Annotated in this window: 16 protein-coding genes; 7 read left to right on the top strand and 9 right to left on the bottom strand. The window is 73.7% G+C overall.

Going from position 1 to position 20,542, the window contains the following annotated elements; all coding sequences use genetic code 11:
• Positions 1-813: a phosphate/phosphite/phosphonate ABC transporter substrate-binding protein gene (locus tag WMF26_RS07970; protein WP_437945500.1), complete on the bottom strand. Its 813-nt coding sequence runs from the start codon at positions 811-813 to the stop codon at positions 1-3.
• A 329-nt stretch (positions 814-1,142) separates the two neighbouring features.
• Here WMF26_RS07970 and WMF26_RS07965 point away from each other — a divergent pair, with 329 nt between their 5' ends.
• Positions 1,143-4,712, top strand: coding sequence for a POTRA domain-containing protein (locus WMF26_RS07965; protein WP_437999820.1), 3,570 nt, complete (start codon positions 1,143-1,145; stop codon positions 4,710-4,712).
• Between the two features lie 49 nt (positions 4,713-4,761).
• Here WMF26_RS07965 and WMF26_RS07960 read toward each other — a convergent pair whose 3' ends face one another.
• The 5 genes from WMF26_RS07960 to trpD form a co-directional block, all read right to left on the bottom strand.
• Positions 4,762-5,178, bottom strand: a complete 417-nt coding sequence (locus tag WMF26_RS07960; protein ID WP_437999819.1) for a hypothetical protein — start codon at positions 5,176-5,178, stop codon at positions 4,762-4,764.
• 158 nt (positions 5,179-5,336) lie between these two features.
• On the bottom strand, positions 5,337-6,161 hold the full coding sequence (gene trpA / locus WMF26_RS07955; protein ID WP_437999818.1) for a tryptophan synthase subunit alpha: 825 nt from the start codon (positions 6,159-6,161) through the stop codon (positions 5,337-5,339).
• A complete protein-coding gene (gene trpB / locus WMF26_RS07950) occupies positions 6,158-7,351 on the bottom strand; it encodes a tryptophan synthase subunit beta (protein WP_437318684.1) in 1,194 nt (397 codons plus the stop codon). The genes trpA and trpB overlap by 4 nt, the downstream gene beginning before the upstream one ends.
• Positions 7,352-7,402: 51 nt before the next feature.
• On the bottom strand, positions 7,403-8,908 hold the full coding sequence (gene trpCF / locus WMF26_RS07945) for a bifunctional indole-3-glycerol-phosphate synthase TrpC/phosphoribosylanthranilate isomerase TrpF (protein WP_437999817.1): 1,506 nt from the start codon (positions 8,906-8,908) through the stop codon (positions 7,403-7,405).
• On the bottom strand, positions 8,901-9,944 hold the full coding sequence (trpD, locus tag WMF26_RS07940) for an anthranilate phosphoribosyltransferase (protein WP_438002385.1): 1,044 nt from the start codon (positions 9,942-9,944) through the stop codon (positions 8,901-8,903). Before trpD ends, trpCF begins: the two co-directional genes overlap by 8 nt.
• A 1,041-nt stretch (positions 9,945-10,985) precedes the next feature.
• Here trpD and tsaA point away from each other — a divergent pair.
• Both tsaA and WMF26_RS07930 read left to right on the top strand, forming a co-directional pair.
• Entirely contained in the window at positions 10,986-11,408 is a 423-nt protein-coding gene (gene tsaA / locus WMF26_RS07935; protein ID WP_437999816.1) for a tRNA (N6-threonylcarbamoyladenosine(37)-N6)-methyltransferase TrmO, read from the top strand.
• A 287-nt stretch (positions 11,409-11,695) separates the two neighbouring features.
• Positions 11,696-12,169: a response regulator gene (locus WMF26_RS07930; RefSeq protein ID WP_129573679.1), complete on the top strand. Its 474-nt coding sequence runs from the start codon at positions 11,696-11,698 to the stop codon at positions 12,167-12,169.
• Between the two features lie 251 nt (positions 12,170-12,420).
• Here WMF26_RS07930 and WMF26_RS07925 read toward each other — a convergent pair whose 3' ends face one another.
• Positions 12,421-13,008 (bottom strand): Uma2 family endonuclease, encoded by a 588-nt coding sequence (locus WMF26_RS07925; RefSeq protein ID WP_061623629.1) that lies wholly within the window; start codon positions 13,006-13,008, stop codon positions 12,421-12,423.
• A 236-nt stretch (positions 13,009-13,244) separates the two neighbouring features.
• On the opposite strand from WMF26_RS07925, the gene WMF26_RS07920 reads away from it, so the two are divergent.
• From WMF26_RS07920 to WMF26_RS07905, 4 genes are all read left to right on the top strand, one after another.
• On the top strand, positions 13,245-15,668 hold the full coding sequence (locus tag WMF26_RS07920) for a sulfatase (protein WP_437999815.1): 2,424 nt from the start codon (positions 13,245-13,247) through the stop codon (positions 15,666-15,668).
• Between the two features lie 15 nt (positions 15,669-15,683).
• Positions 15,684-16,775, top strand: a complete 1,092-nt coding sequence (locus tag WMF26_RS07915; protein ID WP_437999814.1) for a formylglycine-generating enzyme family protein — start codon at positions 15,684-15,686, stop codon at positions 16,773-16,775.
• A 90-nt stretch (positions 16,776-16,865) separates the two neighbouring features.
• Positions 16,866-17,477, top strand: coding sequence for an SH3 domain-containing protein (locus tag WMF26_RS07910; RefSeq protein ID WP_437999813.1), 612 nt, complete (start codon positions 16,866-16,868; stop codon positions 17,475-17,477).
• A complete protein-coding gene (locus WMF26_RS07905) occupies positions 17,474-18,778 on the top strand; it encodes a guanine deaminase (protein WP_437999812.1) in 1,305 nt (434 codons plus the stop codon). Before WMF26_RS07910 ends, WMF26_RS07905 begins: the two co-directional genes overlap by 4 nt.
• Here WMF26_RS07905 and WMF26_RS07900 read toward each other — a convergent pair.
• Both WMF26_RS07900 and WMF26_RS07895 read right to left on the bottom strand, forming a co-directional pair.
• Positions 18,766-18,954, bottom strand: a complete 189-nt coding sequence (locus tag WMF26_RS07900) for a hypothetical protein (protein WP_236644493.1) — start codon at positions 18,952-18,954, stop codon at positions 18,766-18,768. The genes WMF26_RS07905 and WMF26_RS07900 overlap by 13 nt on opposite strands.
• A gap of 195 nt (positions 18,955-19,149) precedes the next feature.
• Positions 19,150-20,475, bottom strand: coding sequence for a hypothetical protein (locus tag WMF26_RS07895; protein WP_437945490.1), 1,326 nt, complete (start codon positions 20,473-20,475; stop codon positions 19,150-19,152).
• Positions 20,476-20,542 lie beyond the last annotated feature (67 nt).

Below are 20,542 nucleotides of genomic sequence, written 5' to 3'. Positions count from 1 at the left end.
TCAGGTGGCCGCGGCGAGCGCCGCGGTGGCCGCGTCGAGCGCGCCGTACCGGTCGTCGCGGCCGGACACCCACTGCTTGTGGCCCATGAGCTCGAAGATGCGCCGGTGCTTCGGGTTCTTCCAGGTCATGGCGAGCAGCGCGCGCTGGAACGCCTCGGCCTTCGCCTCGGGCAGCGCCGGCAGCGCGTCGAACATGGCGAAGTCGTAGGCCGGCGTCGTCCAGAGGACGTCGACCCGGCGGAGGTCGATGTGGCCGTTCGCCTGCTCGGCCAGCCACACCGCGTCGCCGACCGCGGCCGCCTGCGCCTTGCCCTCGTGCAGCGCCGCGAGCGCCTGGACCTCGCTCGTCGCGGTGTCCCCGTGCTTGCCGAGGTCCACCTCGAACGGCATGAGCTGGATCTTGTCGACGGCCACCCCCGCCTGCCGGAGGAAGTGGAGCGGCAGGATGCGCGCGTGCGCGGAGTCGGCGCTCCCCACCGCGAGCACCTTGCCCTCGAGGTCGCTGAGCGCGCCGACCGCGGCGTCGCGGCGGACGAGGAGCTTGCTGTGGAAGTCACGGTCGACCTCGCGCATGGCGAGCGAGCGGGAGCGGCCCTCGGTCTGCCGCTTGACCCGCACGTGCGACATGGCGCTGTTCCAGGCGACGTCGATGTGCCCGCGGATCAGCGACTCTACCTGGCGCTCGTAGGTAGAGAAGAGCGCGAAATCAATCAGGATTCCATGTTCGCGGAAGTGCTCGCGCAGGCTCTCCCACAGCGTCACCACCTTGAGGTCGTGCGCCACGGCGCCGACAAGCATCGCCAGGTCCTTCATCCGGTGCCTCGCACGGGCGGCGACGCTAGCACGAGGTCCGCCCGCCGAGAGCCCCGCGTCTGGCACATCAGCGCCTCGAGGCGTGGATCGGGTGGGGCCTGGGCCTGCGGGGCGCTGGAGCTCGCGCGTCCCGTGTTGGGGCGCGAACGGGGCGCGGCGAGCGGCGGAGGGGGGCGGGCGCGCGTCGACGTCGCCGGGGTGGGGCGCGCCGGCGACGTCGACGCGCGGGCGGCCTCTTGCCAAAACGCGGCCCAACCGGGCTACGCTGCGCTCCTCGTGCACGCCGGCGCCGGTTCATTTCGTTTTCGTGCCCCGGCGCTCCGCGCTTGATGGCTCGCTTTCGCTCCGTCCTCATTCCCCTGGCGTTCGGCCTTTTGCCGCTCGGTGTGATCGCCGTCCCCGCGCGCGCCGAGCAGGCGCCCGTGCGCGTGGCCCAGGTGGACGACGAGGACGCCGGCGGCTCGAACCAGGTTCCGGTCAACCCGGGTCGGGCCAACCTCAACCCGGGTCGGGCCAGCAACCCCAACCCCGGTCAGGTCAGCCCGGCCCAGCCGAACCTCAACCCCGGTCAGCTCAACCCCGGTCAGGTCGACCCGGCCCAGCCGAACCCCAACCCGGGTCAGGTCAACCGGGGCCAGCCCAGCCCCGCGGAGCGCGCCGGGCCCCCGGGCAACGCCCGCACCGACGCCACCGACGTGCCGTCGCTCCAGCAGCCGCTCGCCGTCGGAGAGCTCGTCGGCAAGCCGATCGTCCGCATCGACGTCGCCGCGCTGGGCGACCGCTGGGTGATCGTCTCGCCGGTCACCAGCGTCGAGCTCGGTGAGCCGCTCAGCCCCGACGCCGCGCGCCGCGCCATGCGCGAGCTGCTCGCCTCCGGCAACTTCGCCCGCGCGTCGGCCGAGGCCTACCTCCTGCCGGACGGCGCCGCGCTCCGGATCCTCGTCGTTCCGCGCCGGCTCATCGCCACCATCCAGATCGCCGGCGGCGCGCTCGATCGGCAGAACACCCTCGAAGCCGCCGGCATCGCCGAGAACGGCGAGATCACCGCCGCGGCGCTCGCCGAAATCGGCCCCCGCGTCCGCGCGTTCTACGCGGAGCACGGCTACCCCGCCGCCAGGGTCACGGTCCGCGCGGTCGACACCGACGATCGGTCGCAGATCCTCCTCGCCCTCGACATCGAGGCCGGCGCCCCGCGCGTCGTCTCCCAGCGCGTCTTCGTCGCCGACCCGCGCGCGCACCGGGAGCTCGGCTCGCTCAAGGAGCGCTACGGCCTCGGCGTCGGCGCCCGCGTCGACGAGCCCGCCCTCGCCGAGGCCGACCGCGAGATGACCGAGCTCCTCCGCCGGAGCGGCTTTCACGACGCCGAGGTCTCCCACCGCGTCCTCGCGGTCGGCCCGAACAACTACCTCTACGTCTACCTCAACCCGGGCGCGCGCATCGTCCCCGCCTTCGACGGCAACCGCGCCTTCGACGACGACGCCCTCGAGGACGCGCTCGGCCTCGGCGAGACCACCGAGACGACGCCGGACGATCTCGCCGACCGGCTCACCGCGTTCTACGTCGCCCGCGGCTTCCTCGACGCCAAGGTCACCCCGTCGCTCGGCGGCAAGCCGGACGATCCGGTCCGCTACCTGACCTTCACCGTCCGCGAGCACGAGCAGGTGCGCGTCACGAAACGCGTCTTCCCCTGCCTCACCGGCGACCTCGGCCCCGACGACCTCGGCCGCGAGATCGAGAGCTTCCTCGAGGAGGACCTGCCCGGCGCCGACGCCTTCTCGATGCCCGACCCGCGCGGCATCTCGGACCTGTTCGGCCCGACCCGCGGCGCCGGCGGCCGGGCCAAGCCGGTCGAGCTCATCCCGGCGATGACGTACGCGCAGGAGACCTACGAGCGCGCCCTCAAGCACCTGCGCGACCTCTACTTCAGCAAGGGCTACCTGAACGCCGTCGTCGGTCCGGTCTCGGTGCTCCGCGCCACCTGCTCGCGTCGCTCCCCGCCGGGCGCCTGCATCCCAGAGCCGGTCGCCGAGCGCGTCACGGCCCAGTGCCGCACCGACGCGCTGGGCCTCCCCCTCCCCGAGCCGCCCGTCCCCGCCGCCCTCACCTGCCGGCCCGACCCGGCGCGGCACATCGCGTGCGCCCCCGAGGTGACCCTCCGCATCCCGGTCCACCCCGGTCCGCAGACGCGGCTCTACGATCTCGCCTTCGAGGGGAACAAGGGCTTCTGCGGCCAGCCCGGCCTGAGCGAGCGGGATCGGAATTTCTGCGCCGAGGAGCGGCCGTTCAGCGAGCGCTGGCTCAGCGACGTCGCCGACCTGAAGGTCGGCCGGCCGCTCTCGACGCTCGACCTCGACGCCGCGCGGCTGCGCATCCTCGATGCCTACCGCGACCTCGGGTACGCGTTCGCCGAGGTCCGCACGGCCATCGAGCCCTCGCCCGACCGCACGCGCGCCCGCGCGCGGTTCATCGTGTCGGAGCGGGATCGGGTGATGGTCACCGGCATCGTCGTCAAGGGCGCCGTCCGGACCGACGAGCAGCTGATCCTCCGCCGCGTGCTGCTCCGCGAGGGCGCGCCGTTCCGGCAGTCGCAGGCCCGCCTGAGCGAGGAGCGCATCGCCACGCTCGGCCCCTTCTCCAGCGTGGCCATCTCGCTGGAGGACCCGGAGGTCCCGCAGAAGAACAAGCGGGTCGTCATCCACGTGGTCGAGCAGCTGCCGCAGTACCTGAACCCGCAGATCGGGTTCTCGACCGGCGAGGGCGTGCGCTTCGCCTTCGAGTACGGGCACCGCAACATCGGAGGCCTCGCCATCGGCCTCACGATGCGCGTCCAGCTCAGCTACCTGTTCGAGTTCATGGTCGTGGACCCGGCGGCGCGCCGCCACTACCACGAGCTCGACGACGACGATCAGCTGGAGCGCCGCAACACGATCGCGGTCACGCTCCCGGACATCGGCCTCGGCCCGCTCGTCAGCCTGTCCCTGTCGGGCATCGACGTGCGCGACAACCAGCTCGACTTCGGCTTCACGAAGCAGGCGCTCATCCCCGCGCTCACCTACCGCCCGCGGCGCGCCGTGACGACGCAGCTCGCCGTCTCGACCGAGCTGAACGACGTCGGCTTCTTCCAGGGCGCCGTCGGCACCGAGAAGCGGGACATCCTCAATCAGCTGCGCATGCCCGAGGGCCGCACGATCGCCCTGGCGCAGCGGATCGACGCGTCCTGGGACACCCGCGACACCCCCTTCGCCGCGACCCGGGGATTCCTGCTCTCCGGCGGGGTCGAGCACGTCGACGCGTTCGACGTGTTCGCCTCGGGCGAGTCCCAGTCGGACTTCCCCGAGAGCCACTTCCTGCGGTTCACGGGCCGCGTGTCGGGCTACATCCCGCTCGCGCGTCGGGGGCCCGTCCTCGCGCTGAGCCTGTCGGGCGGCTACATCCACCCGCTCGTGGCCAACAGCGGCACGTATCCCGACCGCCTGTTCTTCATGGGCGGCGTCGACTCGCTCCGCTCGCACCTGGCCGAGTCGCTGTACCCCGAGGACGGGCTGGAGGAGGCGAGAGACGCGCTGTCGAAGAATCAGGACCCCGAGGACGATGACGTCCAGATCTCGACGGACGACATCCCCCGCGGCGGAACGGTGATGGTGAATCCGCGCGCCGAGCTGCGCATTCCGCTGACCGATCTGCTCCAGCTCGGGATCTTCCTCGACGCGGGCAACCTCTGGATCCGCGCGAAGAACGTGAACCTCGACCCGCGGCTGCTCCGCTACGGGCTCGGCGCCGGCCTGCGGGTGAACACCCCCATCGGCCCCCTGGCCTTCGACTACGGCTTCAATCTGGCCCCGCGCGAAGAGCTCGACGAGATCGACGGCGCCCTCCACTTCTCCGTGGGGCTCTTCTGAGAGGCGGCGCCGCGCGCGACGTGCGGCGCGGCGCCGCGCGCCCGCCAGGTCAGCTCGCCGCCTGCCACGAGAGCCACGCGCGGACGCGCCCGCTGGCGAGCGCCTCGACGAGGCGGATCGGCGCGCGGTCGCCGCTGCGCGCCGGCGCGGCGTAGCTCACGCGGTGGACGGCGCGCAGGCCGAGGGCCGGGATCGCCACGCCGATGGCCAGGTGGGCGCGAGCCGGCGTGCCCGGCGGCCACCCGTCGCGGTGGCCATCCAGCGCGGCCGCGTGGAGCGCGATCGACACGGGGCCGGTCGTGAGGTGAAAGGACGCGGTCGCGGGGGCTCGGTCGGCGTACGGCGCGTACGGCGCGTCCGGCGCGTCCGGCGCTGCCAGCAGGGCGACGGCGGCCTCGAGGTGCGCCGCGGCGGCGCCGAGGGCCGCAGCGGCGAGGAAGGCGGTCGTGTTCGCGGTGAGCCGCATGGCGATCTCCTGGGCGCGACGGCCATCCTGGAGCTGGCCGCCCTGGTGCGGAAGCGACGTGCAGCGAACCGCGCGGCCGCTGCAGGGAGCGGGGCGGGCGGCGCGGCGAGCCGCGCGGCGGGCCTCGACCCGACCGCACGGCTCGCCCCGACCGAGGGTCAGCGCGCCGTGGCCGCCTTCATCTCGCGGACGAAGCCCGCGACGGCGCGCGCGGCCGCCTCCGGATCGCCGAGGTTCGCCGCGACCCGCTGCACCACCGCGGACCCGCTGACCACGCCGAACGCCCCGGCGGCGAGGGCGTCGCGCACGTGCTCGGGCTTCGAGATGCCGAACCCGAGGATCGCGGGCGGCGCGCCGAACCGACGCAGCGTCTCGAAGAGCGACCCATGGCTGAGGCGCAGCTGCTCGTCCGCCCCCGTCACGCCCTTGCGCGTGACGCAGTAGGTGTACGCGGCGCACCGCTCCGCGAGCAGCTCCAGCGTCGACTCCGAGGCGTTGAGCGGCGCGATCAGCACCGGTGCCACGCCCGCCGCGCGCGCCGCCGCGACGTACGGCTCCGACTCCCTCACCGGCACGTCGGCGACGAGCACGCTGTCGACCCCGGCCGCGGCCACCGACGCATAGAAGCCCTTGAGATCGCGGTGCTTCACCAGGTTCGCGTACGTCAGGATGCCGACCGGCACCTCCGGCGCCTCCGCCCGGAACCGCGAGAGCAGCTCGATGCAGTCGGGCGGCCGCACCCCGGCCGCGAGCGCCCGCACGGCGGCGGCCTGGACCGTCGGGCCGTCCGCGATCGGATCCGAGAACGGGATCCCGACCTCGATCGCGTCCGCGCCGCCCTCCACCGCCGCGCGGAGCAGCCGCGCGCTGGTGGCGAGGTCGGGATCCCCGAGCATCAGGAAGGGGACGAACGCCCCCTCGCCCCGCTGCCGCAGCCGCTCGAATGCGCCATCGTAGCGCGTCTTCACCGCCACCCGACTCATGCCGACCTCCCGGGATCGAGCAGCTTCTGGGCCTGCTCCATGTCCTTGTCTCCGCGGCCCGACAGGTTCACGACGAGCACCGCCTCTCGCCCTGCCTGCGCCGCCTCCGCCGCCATCTTCAGCGCGTGCGCGATCGCGTGCGCCGACTCGAACGCCGGGATGATCCCCTCGCTGCGCGCGAGCCGCTGGAACGCGTCGAGCGCCTCGTCGTCGGTCGCCGCGACGTAGGTCGCCCGGCCCGACGTCATGAGGTGCGCGTGCTCCGGCCCGACGCCGGGATAATCGAGGCCCGCCGACACGGAGTGCGTCTCGGCGACCTGCCCGTGCTCGTCCTGGAGGATGTAGGTCTCCGACCCGTGCAGCACGCCCGGCCGGCCCTTGAGCAGCGTCGCGCCGTGCTTGTCGGTCGACAGGCCGTGTCCGGCGGGCTCGACGCCCACGAGCGCCACGCCCTTGTCCGGGATGAACTCCGAGAAGATCCCCATCGCGTTGCTGCCGCCGCCCACGCACGCGACCACCGCGTCGGGGAGGCGCCCCTCGACCTCCAGGATCTGGGCGCGGGCCTCGCGGCCGATCACCCACTGGAAGTCGCGCACGATGGTGGGGAACGGGTGAGGCCCGGCGACCGTCCCGATCAGGTAGTGCGTGTCCTCGTAGCTCTCGGTCCAGTAGCGCAGCGCCTCGTTGAGGGCGTCCTTCAGCGTCTGGGTGCCCGAGCTCACCGGCACCACCTCCGCCCCCATGAGGCGCATCCGGAAGACGTTGAGCCGCTGCCGCTCGACGTCCTTCGCGCCCATGTAGATGCGCGTGGGCATCCCGAGCAGGGCGCCGATCATCGCGGTCGCGACGCCGTGCTGGCCGGCCCCGGTCTCGGCGATCAGCCGCCGCTTGCCCATGCGCCGCGCGAGCAGCCCCTGGCCGAGCGCCTGGTTCGTCTTGTGCGCGCCGCCGTGGAGCAGGTCCTCGCGCTTGAGGTACACCTTCACCCGCGGGTCGCCGGTCAGGTTGCGGCACAGGGTCAGCGGCGTCGGGCGCCCGGCGTAGGTCGTCAGCAAGGCGTTGAACTCCGCCGCGAACGACGGATCGCCGCGCGCCTCCAGGTACGCGCGCTCGAGCTGCTCGAGCGCGGGTACGAGGATCTCCGGGACATAGGCGCCGCCGAAGGCGCCAAAGCGACCGCTTTGCTGCATGGTGATTGCCTCGATCGTCGATGGTGCGTGGTGCGTTGTAAAAGATGCGGTTCAGGGGGACGCGCGGTCCGCCGGGGCCGCGGGGCCAGGGTCGTGGCGCGAGGGGCCGCGCGCGGCGTCGAACAGCCGCGCGAGCAGCTCGGCGCACTTCTCGCCGGGCGCGCGCTCGACGCCCGAGCTCACGTCGAGCGCCCAGGTCCCCACCCGGCGCGCCGCGGCGATGTTGTCCGGCGTGAGCCCGCCCGCGAGCAGGCTCCGGCCCCGCGCCGGGTGGCCCTCGAGCGCGCTCCACGCGAACGTCCGCCCGGTGCCGCCGCGCGCCTCGGCCGTGCGCGTGTCGAAGACGAGCCGATCGGCGCGGCGCTCGACCTCGGCGCCCGCGCCGGATGCGCCCGGCTGACCGGCCGCGCCCTCGCCCGCGGCGCCGGGCCCGCCGGCCGCGCCCGCGGCGCCGGCCGGCGCCATCGGGACCGACTTCCAGACCTCGCACCCCTCCGGGAGCGCGCGCCGCAGCCCCTCGACGTACGCGGCGTCCTCGTCGCCGTGCAGCTGCACGGCGCGGAGCCCGAGCGCGCGCGCCGTATCGGCGACGAAGTCCGCGGGTTGATTCAGAAAAACGCCGACGAACGGCAGCCCCGCGGCGGTGGCGATCGCGATCTCGGCCTGCTCGCGCGTCACCCGCCGCGGCGAGGCCTCGGCGAAGACGAGGCCGCCGAAGCGGGCCCCGAGCCGCTCCACCTCGCGCGCGTCCCCGGGCCGGGTCAGGCCGCAGACCTTCACCCTGCCGTTCACCAGCGCGCGCGCGGCGTCGGCGATGTCGGGGCTGCGCATGAGCGAGGTGCCGACGAGGAATCCATCGACCGAGGGCGCGAGCCGCTCCACGTGGGCGCGCGACTCGACGCCCGACTCGGCGATGACGATCCGGTCGCGCGGCACGCGCGGGGCGAGCCGCTCCGAGACGGCGAGATCGACCTTGAGCGTCTTGAGATCGCGGTTGTTGACCCCGATCACGGGCGCGGGCAGCGCGAGCGCGCGGTCGAGCTCCGCCTCGTCGTGGACCTCGACGAGGCAGTCCATGCCGAGCGCCTCGGCGGCGCCCAGGCAGAGCAGCGCGGTCGCGTCGTCGAGCACCGACAGCATGAGCAGGATCGCGTCCGCGCCGTGCGCCCGCGCCTCGACCACCTGGTAGGGGCTCACGACGAAGTCCTTGCAGAGGATCGGGACGTCCAGGACCGCGCGCACGGCCTGGAGGATCTCGAAGCTGCCCTGGAAGAAGGGCTCGTCGGTCAGCACGCTCACCGCGTCCGCGACCCCGTAGTAGGCCGCGGCGACGGCGTGCGGGTCGAAGTCCGGCCGGATCACGCCCTCGGACGGGGATGCCTTCTTGCACTCCAGGATGAACCGCGCGCCCGGCGCGGAGAGAGCGCGCCTGAGGCTCCGCGAGGTGGGCGGGGCGTTCGCCCTGAGGCTGGCGAGCGGGGTGCGCCGCTCGCGCTCTGCCACGTCCGCCCGCTTCCGCTCCACGATGCGCCCGAGCACATTGCCTTGCTCAGCCATGATTCGCCTCCTTGCGCGCTTCTTGAGACGCCTCCCGGCTCAGCGCCACGAAGCGCGCGAGCCGCTCGGCCGCGCGGCCCGAGCTCAGCGCCTCGAGCGCGGAGGCCGTCCCTTCGCGCAGGCTGTCGGCGCGCCCGCCGATCCAGAGCAGCGCCCCCGCGTTGATGGCGACGGCCTCGCGGTGGGCCCGCTCGCCGCGGCCGGCGAGGAGGTCGCGGAGCCACGCCGCGTTCTCGGCCGGGCCGGCGCCCCGGAGCGCCTCGGGCGGCGCGGGCGCGACCCCGGCGTCCGACGGGTCGATCGTGAGCTCCTCGACGACCCCGTCGCGGAGCCGCGCCGCGCGCGTCGGCGCGTGCAGGGCGATCTCGTCGAGGCCTCCGCCGTGCACGACGAGCGCGGCCTGACACCCGAGCATCCCGAGCGTGCGGGCGGCGTGGCCGACGAGCGCGGGGTCGTAGATGCCCATCACCTGGATCGGCGGCGCGCTCGGGTTCACGAGGGGGCCGAGCAGGTTCATGATCGTGCGCACCTTGAGGGCGCGGCGCACCGGCATCGCGTGGCGCATGCCCGCGTGGTACTGCGGCGCGAAGAGGAAGCAGAAGCCGACCTCGTCGAGCGCGCGGCGCGAGACCTCGGCCGCCGGGTCGAGCCGGGCGCCGAGCGCCTCGAGGACATCGGCCGAGCCGCACTGGGACGAGACCGAGCGGTTGCCGTGCTTGGCCACCGGCAGCCCCGCTTCGGCGGCCACGAACGCCACGGCGGTCGACACGTTGACGGTGCACTGCCCATCTCCGCCGGTGCCGCAGCAGTCGGCGTACGCGTAGGCCGGCCGCGCGAACGGCGCCGCGGCACCCCGGAGCGCGCGCGCGGCGCCCGCGACCTCGACCGGTGTCTCGCCCTTCGCCTTGAGCGCGACCAGCAGCGCGGAGAGCTCGATCTCGCTCAGCGCTCCCGCGAACGCGTCGCGAAACAGCGCCTCCGCCTGCTCGGCGGAGAGGTCCACCCCCGCGCAGAGCGCGTCGATCACTGCATGCATCATGGTTCGCTCCTCATGTTCACGGTCGTTCCGGCAGACACTGCTCCTCGGGATTCAAGCGTCGGACCGCGGCGCCCTGCATAGCGGACAAAAACGAAAAGGCCCACCGTTGTTCGGCGGGCCCTCTTTCTTCTTTCTTCAGGTCGGCCTCCCCGGAGGGGGGCGCGTTACCCGTCGCTAGGGCCCGCCTTGGTACAACACCAGCGCCACCAGCGCAGCCCGGCCACGCGCGAGCTCACCCGGGCGGCCGCGTGCGACGCGACGCCGAGGACGAAGGCCTCGGAGCCGGGGCGAGCGGGGGACGCGGTGAACGCGCTGGGCATGCGGGGAACATAGCTTGCGGTCACGCGGGGGGTCAAGCGGGTTCGCGGCGGTTTCCGCTTCGCGGGTTCTGCCGGTCTTGTCTGTCGACCTGCCCGTCTCCCGCTGGGCTGCCTTCCCGCGCGCGCGCTGTTACCCCGCGTCACCCAGCGGCGCCCAGCGGCGCGATGAACGTCCGTGGGGTCCGGCGCGGGCGCGCGAGACAGCTCCCGTCGGGGACGTGGTGGATGCACACGTTTCACGGCGCCGCGGTGGCCACAACGCTCGACGGGCCCAATCGAACATGAACCAGAGGACAACCGAGGCGACCAAAACACTCTCGGCCTGCTCAGAGCGATGATGCATATCGATGGTCGACACTGTCCAAGTTGGCCGATTCGGACTCAGGTGTTGCACACGTCGACATGAGCCCCGCCTGACCTGCGGCCACGGGTAGTGCTCAAATTTGCCCGGAGAGGGTTCACATGACGGCGGGAAGGCAGGAAGATCATTGATCTTTTCTTCCCGCCTTCCCGCCTTCATGTTCAATTTTGAGCACTGCCCGGCCACGTCCGCCCCGGCGCGCGGCAAACCTCCCTCGCCGCCGTCCGTGCGGCCGTCCACGAAGGATGGCCGCGCCGCCGCGACGCGGCCTCGGCCGAGCGCTCCTCGATCGCCCGTGGAGGAGCAACGCGCTTCTCCGTTGACATCCTCGAGCCGCCTCGCTTCCCTCCCTGGGACATGAGCAGCGTGGCGATGGAGGCGGCGTCGGTGGGAGCTCACCTGCGTCCGATCGGCGTGATCCGGTCCGCGCTCAAGGGCCTCGGCGAGGCGCCCAGGCAGGGGTCGGAGGGCGCGCCCGATGCCTGGGTCGAGGTGCACACGTGGGCGGCGGAGGCGCTGAAAGGCCTCGTCGCTGGCGACGAGATCCTCCTCATCACGTGGCTTCACGAGGCGCGCCGCGACGTCCTCCAGGTCCACCCGCGCTCTGACACGAGCAACCCGCTCACGGGCGTCTTCGCGACGCGATCGCCGGACCGACCGAATCCGCTCGGCCTCCACCCCGTCGTCGTGCGCGCGATCGAAGGCGAACGCCTCCGCGTCGGGCCCCTCGAGGCCATCGACGGAACGCCGGTCGTCGACATCAAGCCGGTCCTGAAGTGAGGGACCGCACGTCGAACGCACCTCGTGCCCGATCGACCTCCAGCCGGGCGCGAGCGTCGCGATCCGCGAGCTTGCCGGCGCGCGCCCGCGATCGATCGGCGCCGTCGGCTCCGTTGCGTCGACGGTGACGGCCGGTCCACGCAGGGCGTCCCGAACCTCCCCGGGTGGGGCAAAACTCCCCTGCTCGCGCCGGCTCCCGGGCCCTGGCGGCACGAGGCATACGACGTGCAAAGCGCGTGTGCTTGCCGGCCTCGTCGGCACGGGATGGCTGGCGGAAGGAGCTGTGCATGAGCCTCATCGACCCGTGGGTCGGCGATCCGCCGCCCCCTCCGCCCGCCGACCGGTATGGCGCGGGCTGCCGGGTGCTCGTGGCCGAGGATGACGACGAGATGCGGGCGCTGCTGGCGTCCACGTTGAAGTGTGACGGCTTCGAGGTCGTCGAGGCGAAGAACGGCCTGGAGCTCCTCGATTACCTCCTGCCCTGGTTCTCTGGCCGGGAGCCGCCTGCGCACGTGGACGCGATCGTCAGCGACATCCAGATGCCGTGCTTCACGGGCATGGAGGTGCTCGCGGGCCTGTCCGCGGTGCGGCGCCGGCCGCCCATCGTCCTGATCACCGCCTTCGGCGAGAGCTCCACCCACGCGCTGGCGCGCTCCCTCGGCGCCGCCGCGGTGCTCGACAAGCCGTTCGACCTCGACGCGCTGCGAGGGGTGATGAGCCGGGTGATCGCGGCGCGGCCGGCGCCGGAGGACCCAGGTTGAGCTCCCCGACCGGGGTTGAGCTCTCGACCGGGGTTGAGCTCCCGACCGGGGTTGAGCTCCCGACCCAGGTTGAGCTCCCCGACCCAGGTTGAGCTCCCCGACCCGGGTTGAGCTCCCGACCCAGCGCCCCGACCGGGGTTGAGCGCCCCGACCGAGGTTGAGCTCCCGACCCGGGTTGAGCTCCCGGAGATCCCGACCCAGGTTGAGCTCCCCGCTCCCTGCCTCGTCGAGCTGCCGACCCGACGGCCGAGCTACTCCTCGTCCGGGTCGTCCCCGAAGAGCACGCCGACGGGCCACGCGATCGCGTCGAACGGCTCTGCCCTGACCCGCTCGCCCCGCTCCGCCGTGAGCACGTTCAGATACCCGCCCTCCGTCCAGCGAAGCACGGTGAGCACCTCGTTCATGGGATCCACGATCCAGTAATGGGGCACCTGGCATCGGTGGTACGTGCGCTGCTTCTTCACGACGTCGTTGCGCGCGTTCGATGCGCTCAGCACCTCGCAGACCCAGTCGGGACGCACGAGGATCGGCGTCTTCTCGGGCAGCTCGGGGAGGCGCTCGCGCCGCCAGCCCGCCACGTCCGGACGGTAGACTTCGTGCTCCTCGAGCTCCACCTCGACCTCGGTGGCGAACCACCACCCCCCGGGCCAGCGCCCCCCCGGACGACGGTTGTAGGGTCGGAACACGATCCCGGCGAGCGACGCCTGGGCCCCGCCGTGCTTCGGCGAGGGCATCGCCTTCGGGACCAGCTCGCCGTCGACGATCTCGTGAAAGCGCTGCGCCTCGGGGATGGCCAGCAGGTCCGCGATCGTGGCGAGCTTGCGCGCAGGGAGCGGCACGGCTCCGCCATGGTGCCGCAGCTGCCCGCAGCCCGCCAGCGCGCCTGCGCCGCGCGGGCCCCCGGCGCGGCGCCCGAGCGCCCCCTTCCCCGCCGCCCCCAGCCCATCCGCTCCCGCAGGATACTTTCCGGTTCCGTGCGCCGATGGTAGGCCCCCGTTCTGCAGGGCGCACGACCTCGCGGCCAGGCGCGACAGGCCCTCGCGAGGCGCCCGCGCGGCCCTCCCCCAGTGTGCCCATGATCACCGCCGAACCAGGTCCCCCGCCGCCGAGCGCCGCCGGCGCCCATGACAGCGTCCCGCCGCGATCCCCGAGCGGTCCGCCCGCCCGCCCGAGCGCGCCGCCGGCGCGGTCCGTCCCCCCGCCGGCGCGGTCCGCCCCCCCGCCGCCGCGCCGCAGCGCCTGGACCACCCGCCTCGGCGAGGCCTGCGTCCTCGGCCTCGGCGTCGCGTCGCTCTCCGCGGTCCCGACCGCGCTGCGCACCGCCCGCGCCGGCGCGTCGTTCCTCGACGGGCTCCTCGTCGGCACCGCGGTCCTGCTCCCGCTCGTCACGCTCGCGATCATCCTCTCGCGCGCCGCCGGCCGCGGCTTCCGCGGCATCGTCGGCGCGGGCGGCGAGCGCCTCGCGGTCCTCCGCGTCGCGCTCTGGATCGGCGTCGCCGTGCCCGTGCTCGCCGCGCTCGCCGCCCTCCTCAAGGCGACGACCCACCACCGCGGCCTCGCCGGCGCGACCTTCGGCGTCCTCGGCCTCGCCGGCGTCGCCGCCGCGGCGCTCCTCACCCAGCGCCTCGTCGCGCTCGGCGACCGCCTCGCCGCCCGCGGCGTCAAGCCGTGGATCCTCGCCGTCGCCGGCGCCGCCATCGGCGCCCTGCCCCTCGTCGCCGCCTTCGCGCCGCTCGCCGCCTTCGCGGGCAGCACCGCCGGCGACGCCGGCGCCGCCGTGCGCGCCGCCATCGTCGACGGCGCCATCGCGCTCGTGGCGACCGCGCTCGTCTCCAGCGTCGACCTCAGCGCCGCGGTCGGCCGCGTCGCCAGCCTCGCGGGCGTCCCGCTCGCCGCCCTGGTCCTCATGACCGCGACCGCCCGGGTCGAGTCGTTCCCCGCGCTCGGCCAGGCCGTCCGCGCCGGCGGCGGCCTCGCGGCCACCCTCTTCGGCGCGCTCGAGCGGTGGACCGACCGCGACGGCGACGGGATGGGCGCGCACTTCGGCGGCCTCGACTGCGACGAGGGCGACCCCACCCGGTACCACGGCGCGCCGGACATCCCGGGCGACGGCATCGACCAGGGTTGCGGCGCCGCGGCCCAGGGCGACGCCTCCCGGCCCGCGAGGGCGCTCGCGGCCCTCCCTGCCCCTGCCAGCGCCCCGCCGGCCGCTCCCGCCGCGCCGGCGCGCGCCGCCGCCGCGCCCGCGACGCGCGACGATCGCGGCGCGGTCGTCCCGGCCGTCCTGACCAGGACCACCACCCCCGCCGACGCCGTGGTGGCCGCCACCGCCGCGGCCCCCGCCACCGCCGCGGCCCCCGCCACCGCCGCCGCAGCCCCCGCCGCTGCCGCGACGTCCGCGCCGGCGCGCCCCGACATCCTCCTCGTCACCCTCGACACGGTGCGCGCCGACCACACGTCGGCCTACGGCTACGGCCGCGACACGAGCCCGCGGCTCGCCCAGCTCGCGGCGCGCGGCGTGCTGTTCGAGCGCGCCTATGCCGCCTCGAGCGAGACGCAGCGGGCCATCGCGCCCCTCGTCACCGGCCGCCGCCTCAACCGGGCGGCGCGCGACCGCCGCGCGTGGCCGACGCTGCTGCCCGAGAACGACACCCTCGCCGAGCGCATGAAGCGCGCCGGCTACCTCACCGCCGCGGTCAGCTCGTTCACGTGGATCAGCCAGGAGCGCGGCTTCGACCAGGGGTTCGACCGCTTCGAGACCGTCTACGGCGAGGCCCACCCCGAGCGCGAGGCGACCGGCCACCTCGCCGTCAAGAAGGCCATCGAGCTCCTCGACGGCTACGCCCAGCGCGCCCAGCCGGTCTTCCTCTGGCTCCACCTCTTCGACGCCCACGAGCGCTACGTCAGCCACCCCGGCATCCGCTTCGGCGCCGGCAGGACGGCCGCCTACGACGGCGAGATCGCCTACGTCGACCGGCAGCTCGGCGCCCTGCTCGACGCCGTGGCCAGCGGCCCCCGCGCCGGCCGCACCGCGATCATCGTCCACGGCGCGCAGGGCGAGGGCCTCGGCGAGCACGCCTCCGTCGGCCACGGGGTCGAGCTCTACGAGGAGGCGATCCGCGTCCCCCTCGTCGTCGCCCTCCCCGGCGCCGCGCCCGGCCGCTACCCGCACCCGGTGAGCACGATCGACCTCGCGCCCACCGTCCTCGATCTCGGCGGCGCGGACGCCGCGGCCGTCGAGGGCGGCTCCCTCGCCACCATCGCCGCCGGCGCGGACCGCGCGCCCCGCGGACCGGTGTTCGCCCGCACCGCCCGCCGCGCGGCGGTCGTCGACGGTCACCTCAAGCTCCTCGTCCTCAAGCGCAAGAAGCGCGACCGGATGCTCCTGTTCGATCTCGCGAGCGATCCCCGGGAGACCCGCGACCTGTCCGACGAACGCGAGGGCGACGTGGCGCGGCTCCGCGAAAAGTTGTCTGCCTTCGAGTCCCCCGCGCAGTAATCTACGCGAGGGAGCATGCACAGGTACGCCCACTCGCCGCGGAAGCCCGCGCCGCCCCGCGCGAGGGCGCTGCGCGCTGCCGTCGCCGCCGGCTTCGCGCTGGGCGTCGCCGGCCTCGCGCTGCTCGTGCTGCGGCTCGCCGACGCGCCGGCCGTGCCGCCGACGCTCGCCACGGGCGCCATCACGGGCGCGCTGCCGCGCCGGCTCCGGTTCGAGTGGCGCCTCGTGCGCGACCGCCACTGGCAGATCGCGTCGTCCCCCGCCGAGTCGCGCGAGGCCACCGACCAGATCGAGGGCAACCGCGGCGTCTGTCCGACGGGCATGGTCGAGGTCTCCGGCCCCATGAAGCTCGACCCCACGCCGAAGGCCCAGGGCGACCTGCGCTCCATCGACGAGATGCAGCGGACGACCTGCAAGCACTGGATCAGCAGGGATTACCCGGAGCGATGCGCGGAGTTCGATCGCGAAAAGTGGCTCGCGATGTCGAGCGATCTCGACACGAAGCCGATGCATTTCTGCATCGATCGCTACGAGTACCCCAACCAGAAGGGCGTCTATCCGGTCATCCTCGTCTCGTTCTACGAGGCGGGCGAGCTCTGCGCCGAGGAGGGCAAGCGCCTCTGCGACGAGGCCGAGTGGACCTTCGCCTGCGAGGGTGAGGAGGCGCGCCCCTACCCGTACGGTTACGTCCGCGACCCGGAAGCGTGCGTCGTCGACCAGCCGTGGCGCCCGTACATCGAGACCGCGCTGCGCCCGCGGGGCGGCCCTGCCGCCATGGGCGAGATGGATCGGCTCTGGCAGGGCATGCCGTCCGGCGTCCAGCCCCGCTGCCGGAGCCCCTTCGGCGTCTACGACATGACCGGCAACATCGATGAGTGGACCCGTTCCGTCCGCGAAGGCGAGCGCCCCTCCATCCTGAAGGGCGGCTACTGGGGCCCGGTCCGCACGCGCTGCCGCCCCTCGACCCGCTCGCACGACGAGAACCACATGTTTTACCAGCAGGGCTTCCGCTGCTGCGCGGACCCGGGCGCAGCGGGCGCCGCGCCGGCGGACCGCGCCGCCTCCGGCGACCCTGCCGCCGCCCCGCTGCCGCGCGAGCTCCGCTGACGCGCTCGCCGGCCGGCGGATCCGCGGCCGCGGCGCCGCGCGCCGCCGCGCAGTCGACCGCGCTGGCCGCAGCGCGTATCCTCTGCGCTGATGGACGACTCCCCCGCCGGACAGGGTGCCTCTCCTGGCTCCCGCGACGTGCGCGCCGCGCACGCCGGCACGCACCTCGCTGCCCGGGCGGAGCCGCCGCCGGGCGCCGCGCCCGCGCCGCCGCGCGCGCGCCGGCTCGATCGGCTGACCGGGCTCGCGCTCTTCGCCGCCACCGCCGTCGCGGCGCTCCCGACGGCGCCGCTCGTGCTGCGCGCGATCGCCGACGATCGCTCGCCGATGCAGAGCGCCGGCCGGTTCGCGCACCTCCTGGAGGGGCGTTCCCCGGGGGCGGGCCGCGCGCAGGCCCGCGCCCGCTTCCCCTTCGACGACGACCCTGGCGCCGACGAGCCGCGGTCGCCGCACGACGACGGCCCTGCCGGAGGCGAGGAGGACGACCCGGACGCGCCCGCGCGCCTCCAGGCGGGCATCGCCTCGCGCAGCATCACGCTGCTCGAGGAGCCGCGAGCGGACGGCGCCCGGATCGGCGCCGTCGCCGCGGGGGAGCTCGTGATGGTCATGCGCGAGTCGGGCGCGTGGGCGCTCGTCATGAAGCACGACGGGGGCAACATGGTGATGGGCTGGGCGCGCCGGAGCGAGATCGCCATCCGATGAGCGCGCGGCCGCCGGAGTCGCCGCGCGCCTACCGCGGTCGCCTGCTCACCCCGCTCGCCGCGGCGACGAACGGCGCTCCGGTCCGCTACCTGGACGACGCGCTGCTCGTGGTCGGCAGCGACGGCCGCATCGTGGAGGCAGCGCCGTTCGCCCCGGGCGCCTTCCGCGGCCCGGTGCTGGACTTGCGGCCATCGGTGTTGATGCCGGGCTTCATCGACGCGCACGTCCATTTCCCGCAGACGCGCATCATCGGCAGCGCCAGCGGCTCGCTGCTCGACTGGCTGGAGCGGTCGGTCTTCCCCGAGGAGGCGCGCTTCCGCGACGACGGCTATGCCGCGATCGTCGCGGGCGAGTTCACGGCGCGCCTCGCCGCGTCGGGCACGACGACGTGCGTGGTCTTCTCCAGCTCGTGCGCCGGCGCGACCGACCAGCTCTTCGACGCCCTCTCGAGCGCCGGCTTGCGCGGCATCGCTGGCCTCACGCTCATGGACCAGAACTGCCCCGAGGCGCTCTGCGTCCCTCGCGACGACGCGATCGCGATGGCCCGGGATCTCGTGCAGCGCTGGCACGGCGCGGGCGGCGGGCTGCTCGAGTTCGCGATCACCCCTCGCTTCGCGCTGTCGTGCTCGCGCGGGCTGATGGAGGCGGCCGCGCTCCTCGCTCACGACCACGGCCTCCTCGTGCAGACGCACGTCGCCGAGACGCCCGCCGAGGGCGAGGCCACGCTGCGCGAGCACCCGTGGGCGCGCGATTACATCGACGTCTACGACCGCGTCGGCCTGCTCACCGGGCGCGCCTTGCTCGCGCACGGCATCCACCTCACGCCGCGCGAGTGGGATCGCCTCGCCGAGACCCGCTCGTCGGTCGTCCACTGCCCCGACTCGAACTTCTTCCTGGGCAGCGGCCGCATGCGCCTCGCCGACGCGCGCGCCCGCGCGGTCTCGGTCGGGCTGGGCAGCGACGTCGGCGCCGGGCGCAGCTTCGACATGCGCCGCACCATGTCGAGCGCCTTCGACAATGCCCTCTGTCTGGGCGACCGCCTCCTCCCGTCCGCGCTCTTCGTCATGGCCACGCAGGGCACGGCCGACGCCCTCGGGCTCGGCCGGGTCATCGGCAGCCTCGAGGCCGGCAAGGAGGCCGACTTCATCGCCGTCCGTTTCCCCGAGCACCTCCTCGGCGAGGCGGAGCTCCTGAATCACCTCGTCTTCGCCCCCGAGACCGCCGCGGTCCACCGCGCCTTCGTCCGCGGCCGTCCCGTCCACCTCCGCCGCCTCGGAGCGCACCCCCATCATTCGCCGTAGGTATCCGTGGATGCCTCGTAGACCTCGAGCTCCCACACGAGGATCTCGAAATCGCGCCGCAGGATGTACCGTGCCCCGTCGTCCCCGCGCACCTTGAAGTAGAGGTGATCGCCCCCTGGCCACCGGTCGAGGATCTCGGTCACCCGCACGCGGCGCTCCCCCAGGGTGAACGCCACGGGCTCCTCGCTTCCGCCGTGGCCGGCACGGCACGCCACATCGACCCGCATCTGCGTTCGCAGGGTAGCAGGCCCGGGCGCCCGGCTCCCACGGTCCGCGCGCCTGTCCGACCGCCGACGCGCCGACGCTCGCCGGCCGGGCGGCGCCTCGGGCCGGCGCTCCCGGCGCGATGCGCTCGGGAGCGCCTCCTCGCTTCAGTTGGGGTTGACCGAGCAGCCGTAGAGCAGGTTCATGCCCGCCGTGTTGTCCTGGACCGCCATGGCGCACGTGTCCGGGCACAGCCGGATGATCCCCTCGTCGATGTAGAAGGACATCGGCTTGCACTCCTCGGGGGTCTTCACCTGAGAGAAGGTCTGCTTCTGCCCGCCGTTGCTCGGCGTGAACTCGATCTGCACCGTCTCCAGATCGATCGAGTGGCCGCCTGGCGCCTTGGGCACCTCGATCTCGCACGACAGCTTCGCGCCCGAGATCACGCTGTCGGCGATCGCCTGGAACACGGCGTCGTAGGTGTCGTCCTGGTTGATCGGATACCGCAGCCCTCCGGTCATCACGCTGAGCGTCTGGTACGTCGTCCCGGGGTCGACCGAGCCGGGCCGGCACTGCTCCCAGGTGACGGGCTCCTCCGGCGGCCAGGGCGCGGTCGGCGGCGTGTTCTCCACGATGCCCACGAAGCTGAAGAACATGTAGTTGCGCGCGCTCGGCGTGCCGAAGTATTCAGGCGCGACCGCCATCAGGGCCGCGTCGAAGGTCTCCGCCGACTTGGTGCCTCCGGCCAGGGTCTCCATGTCATCGTCGTCGACGTCTTTGAGCGCGATGTCGCCCTCGTCGGTCTTCGCGGGGTCCGCGCCGAGCGAGATCGACGAGCAGTCGACGCCGTCGTCGGTGATCTCGACGAACACCTTGAGCGAGTCCGGCCGCAGCCACTGCGACCACCCGGGCGAGGTGGTCTCGCCCTTGGGCGGGATCGCGCCCTTCAGGGTGTCGATGGCGAGACAGAGCGAGTTGAGGCTGCTGACCTCCAGGCTGTACTGGTAGAAGTGCGGCGGGTTGGTGTTCGGGGTCGTCGGGACCGGCGAACAGCTCCCGCTGCCGAGCGGCGCCTCGATGCAGACCGACTGCTCCAGATCCGAGCTGCCGTGCTTCGAGATCATGATGACGCGGTAATCGATGCCGCTCCGCTCGATGATCGAGGCGAAGTTCTGGTTGATGTTCCGCTGGACGCTGTTGATCTCGTCCGTCATGCTCTCGGAATTGTCGATGAGGAAGATGATGTCGGCCGGCCGCTGCTCGTAATCGGCCTGCAGCTTCGTCGCGACACACGCGGTGTCCTCGTTGAGCGACGCGTCCCCGGTCCCTCCATCGAAATCGAACCCGCCGCCGTCCCCGATCCCGCTCCCGGTCCCGGTCGTATCGTCGCCCCCGCCGCCGCTGCCGCTGCCAGAGCCGTTGTTGCCGGAGCTCGCCTCACCACCCCCGCCGGAGCATCCACCGATGGATGCCGCCGCCGCAAGCAAACCCAAACCAATCAGCCCAACAAGCGTCTTCGTCGAGAGCTTCAAAATGGACCTCCCAATGGGGGGCGCGACA

Source organism: Sorangium sp. So ce185, assembly GCF_051526825.1.
In the GTDB taxonomy this organism is placed as follows: domain Bacteria; phylum Myxococcota_A; class Polyangia; order Polyangiales; family Polyangiaceae; genus Sorangium; species Sorangium cellulosum_D.
This window is presented reverse-complemented; position numbering and strand designations above follow the sequence as displayed.

Coding starts and splice junctions, on each gene's coding strand:
- tsaA (WP_437999816.1), top strand. CDS start 10,986: ATGAGCAGCGTGGCGATGGAGGCGGCGTCGGTGGGAGCTCACCTGCGT.
- trpD (WP_438002385.1), bottom strand. CDS start 9,944: ATGCATGCAGTGATCGACGCGCTCTGCGCGGGGGTGGACCTCTCCGCC.
- WMF26_RS07965 (WP_437999820.1), top strand. CDS start 1,143: ATGGCTCGCTTTCGCTCCGTCCTCATTCCCCTGGCGTTCGGCCTTTTG.
- WMF26_RS07905 (WP_437999812.1), top strand. CDS start 17,474: ATGAGCGCGCGGCCGCCGGAGTCGCCGCGCGCCTACCGCGGTCGCCTG.
- WMF26_RS07915 (WP_437999814.1), top strand. CDS start 15,684: ATGCACAGGTACGCCCACTCGCCGCGGAAGCCCGCGCCGCCCCGCGCG.
- WMF26_RS07970 (WP_437945500.1), bottom strand. CDS start 813: ATGAAGGACCTGGCGATGCTTGTCGGCGCCGTGGCGCACGACCTCAAG.
- WMF26_RS07910 (WP_437999813.1), top strand. CDS start 16,866: ATGGACGACTCCCCCGCCGGACAGGGTGCCTCTCCTGGCTCCCGCGAC.
- WMF26_RS07920 (WP_437999815.1), top strand. CDS start 13,245: ATGATCACCGCCGAACCAGGTCCCCCGCCGCCGAGCGCCGCCGGCGCC.
- WMF26_RS07960 (WP_437999819.1), bottom strand. CDS start 5,178: ATGCGGCTCACCGCGAACACGACCGCCTTCCTCGCCGCTGCGGCCCTC.
- trpCF (WP_437999817.1), bottom strand. CDS start 8,908: ATGGCTGAGCAAGGCAATGTGCTCGGGCGCATCGTGGAGCGGAAGCGG.
- WMF26_RS07930 (WP_129573679.1), top strand. CDS start 11,696: ATGAGCCTCATCGACCCGTGGGTCGGCGATCCGCCGCCCCCTCCGCCC.
- trpA (WP_437999818.1), bottom strand. CDS start 6,161: ATGAGTCGGGTGGCGGTGAAGACGCGCTACGATGGCGCATTCGAGCGG.
- trpB (WP_437318684.1), bottom strand. CDS start 7,351: ATGCAGCAAAGCGGTCGCTTTGGCGCCTTCGGCGGCGCCTATGTCCCG.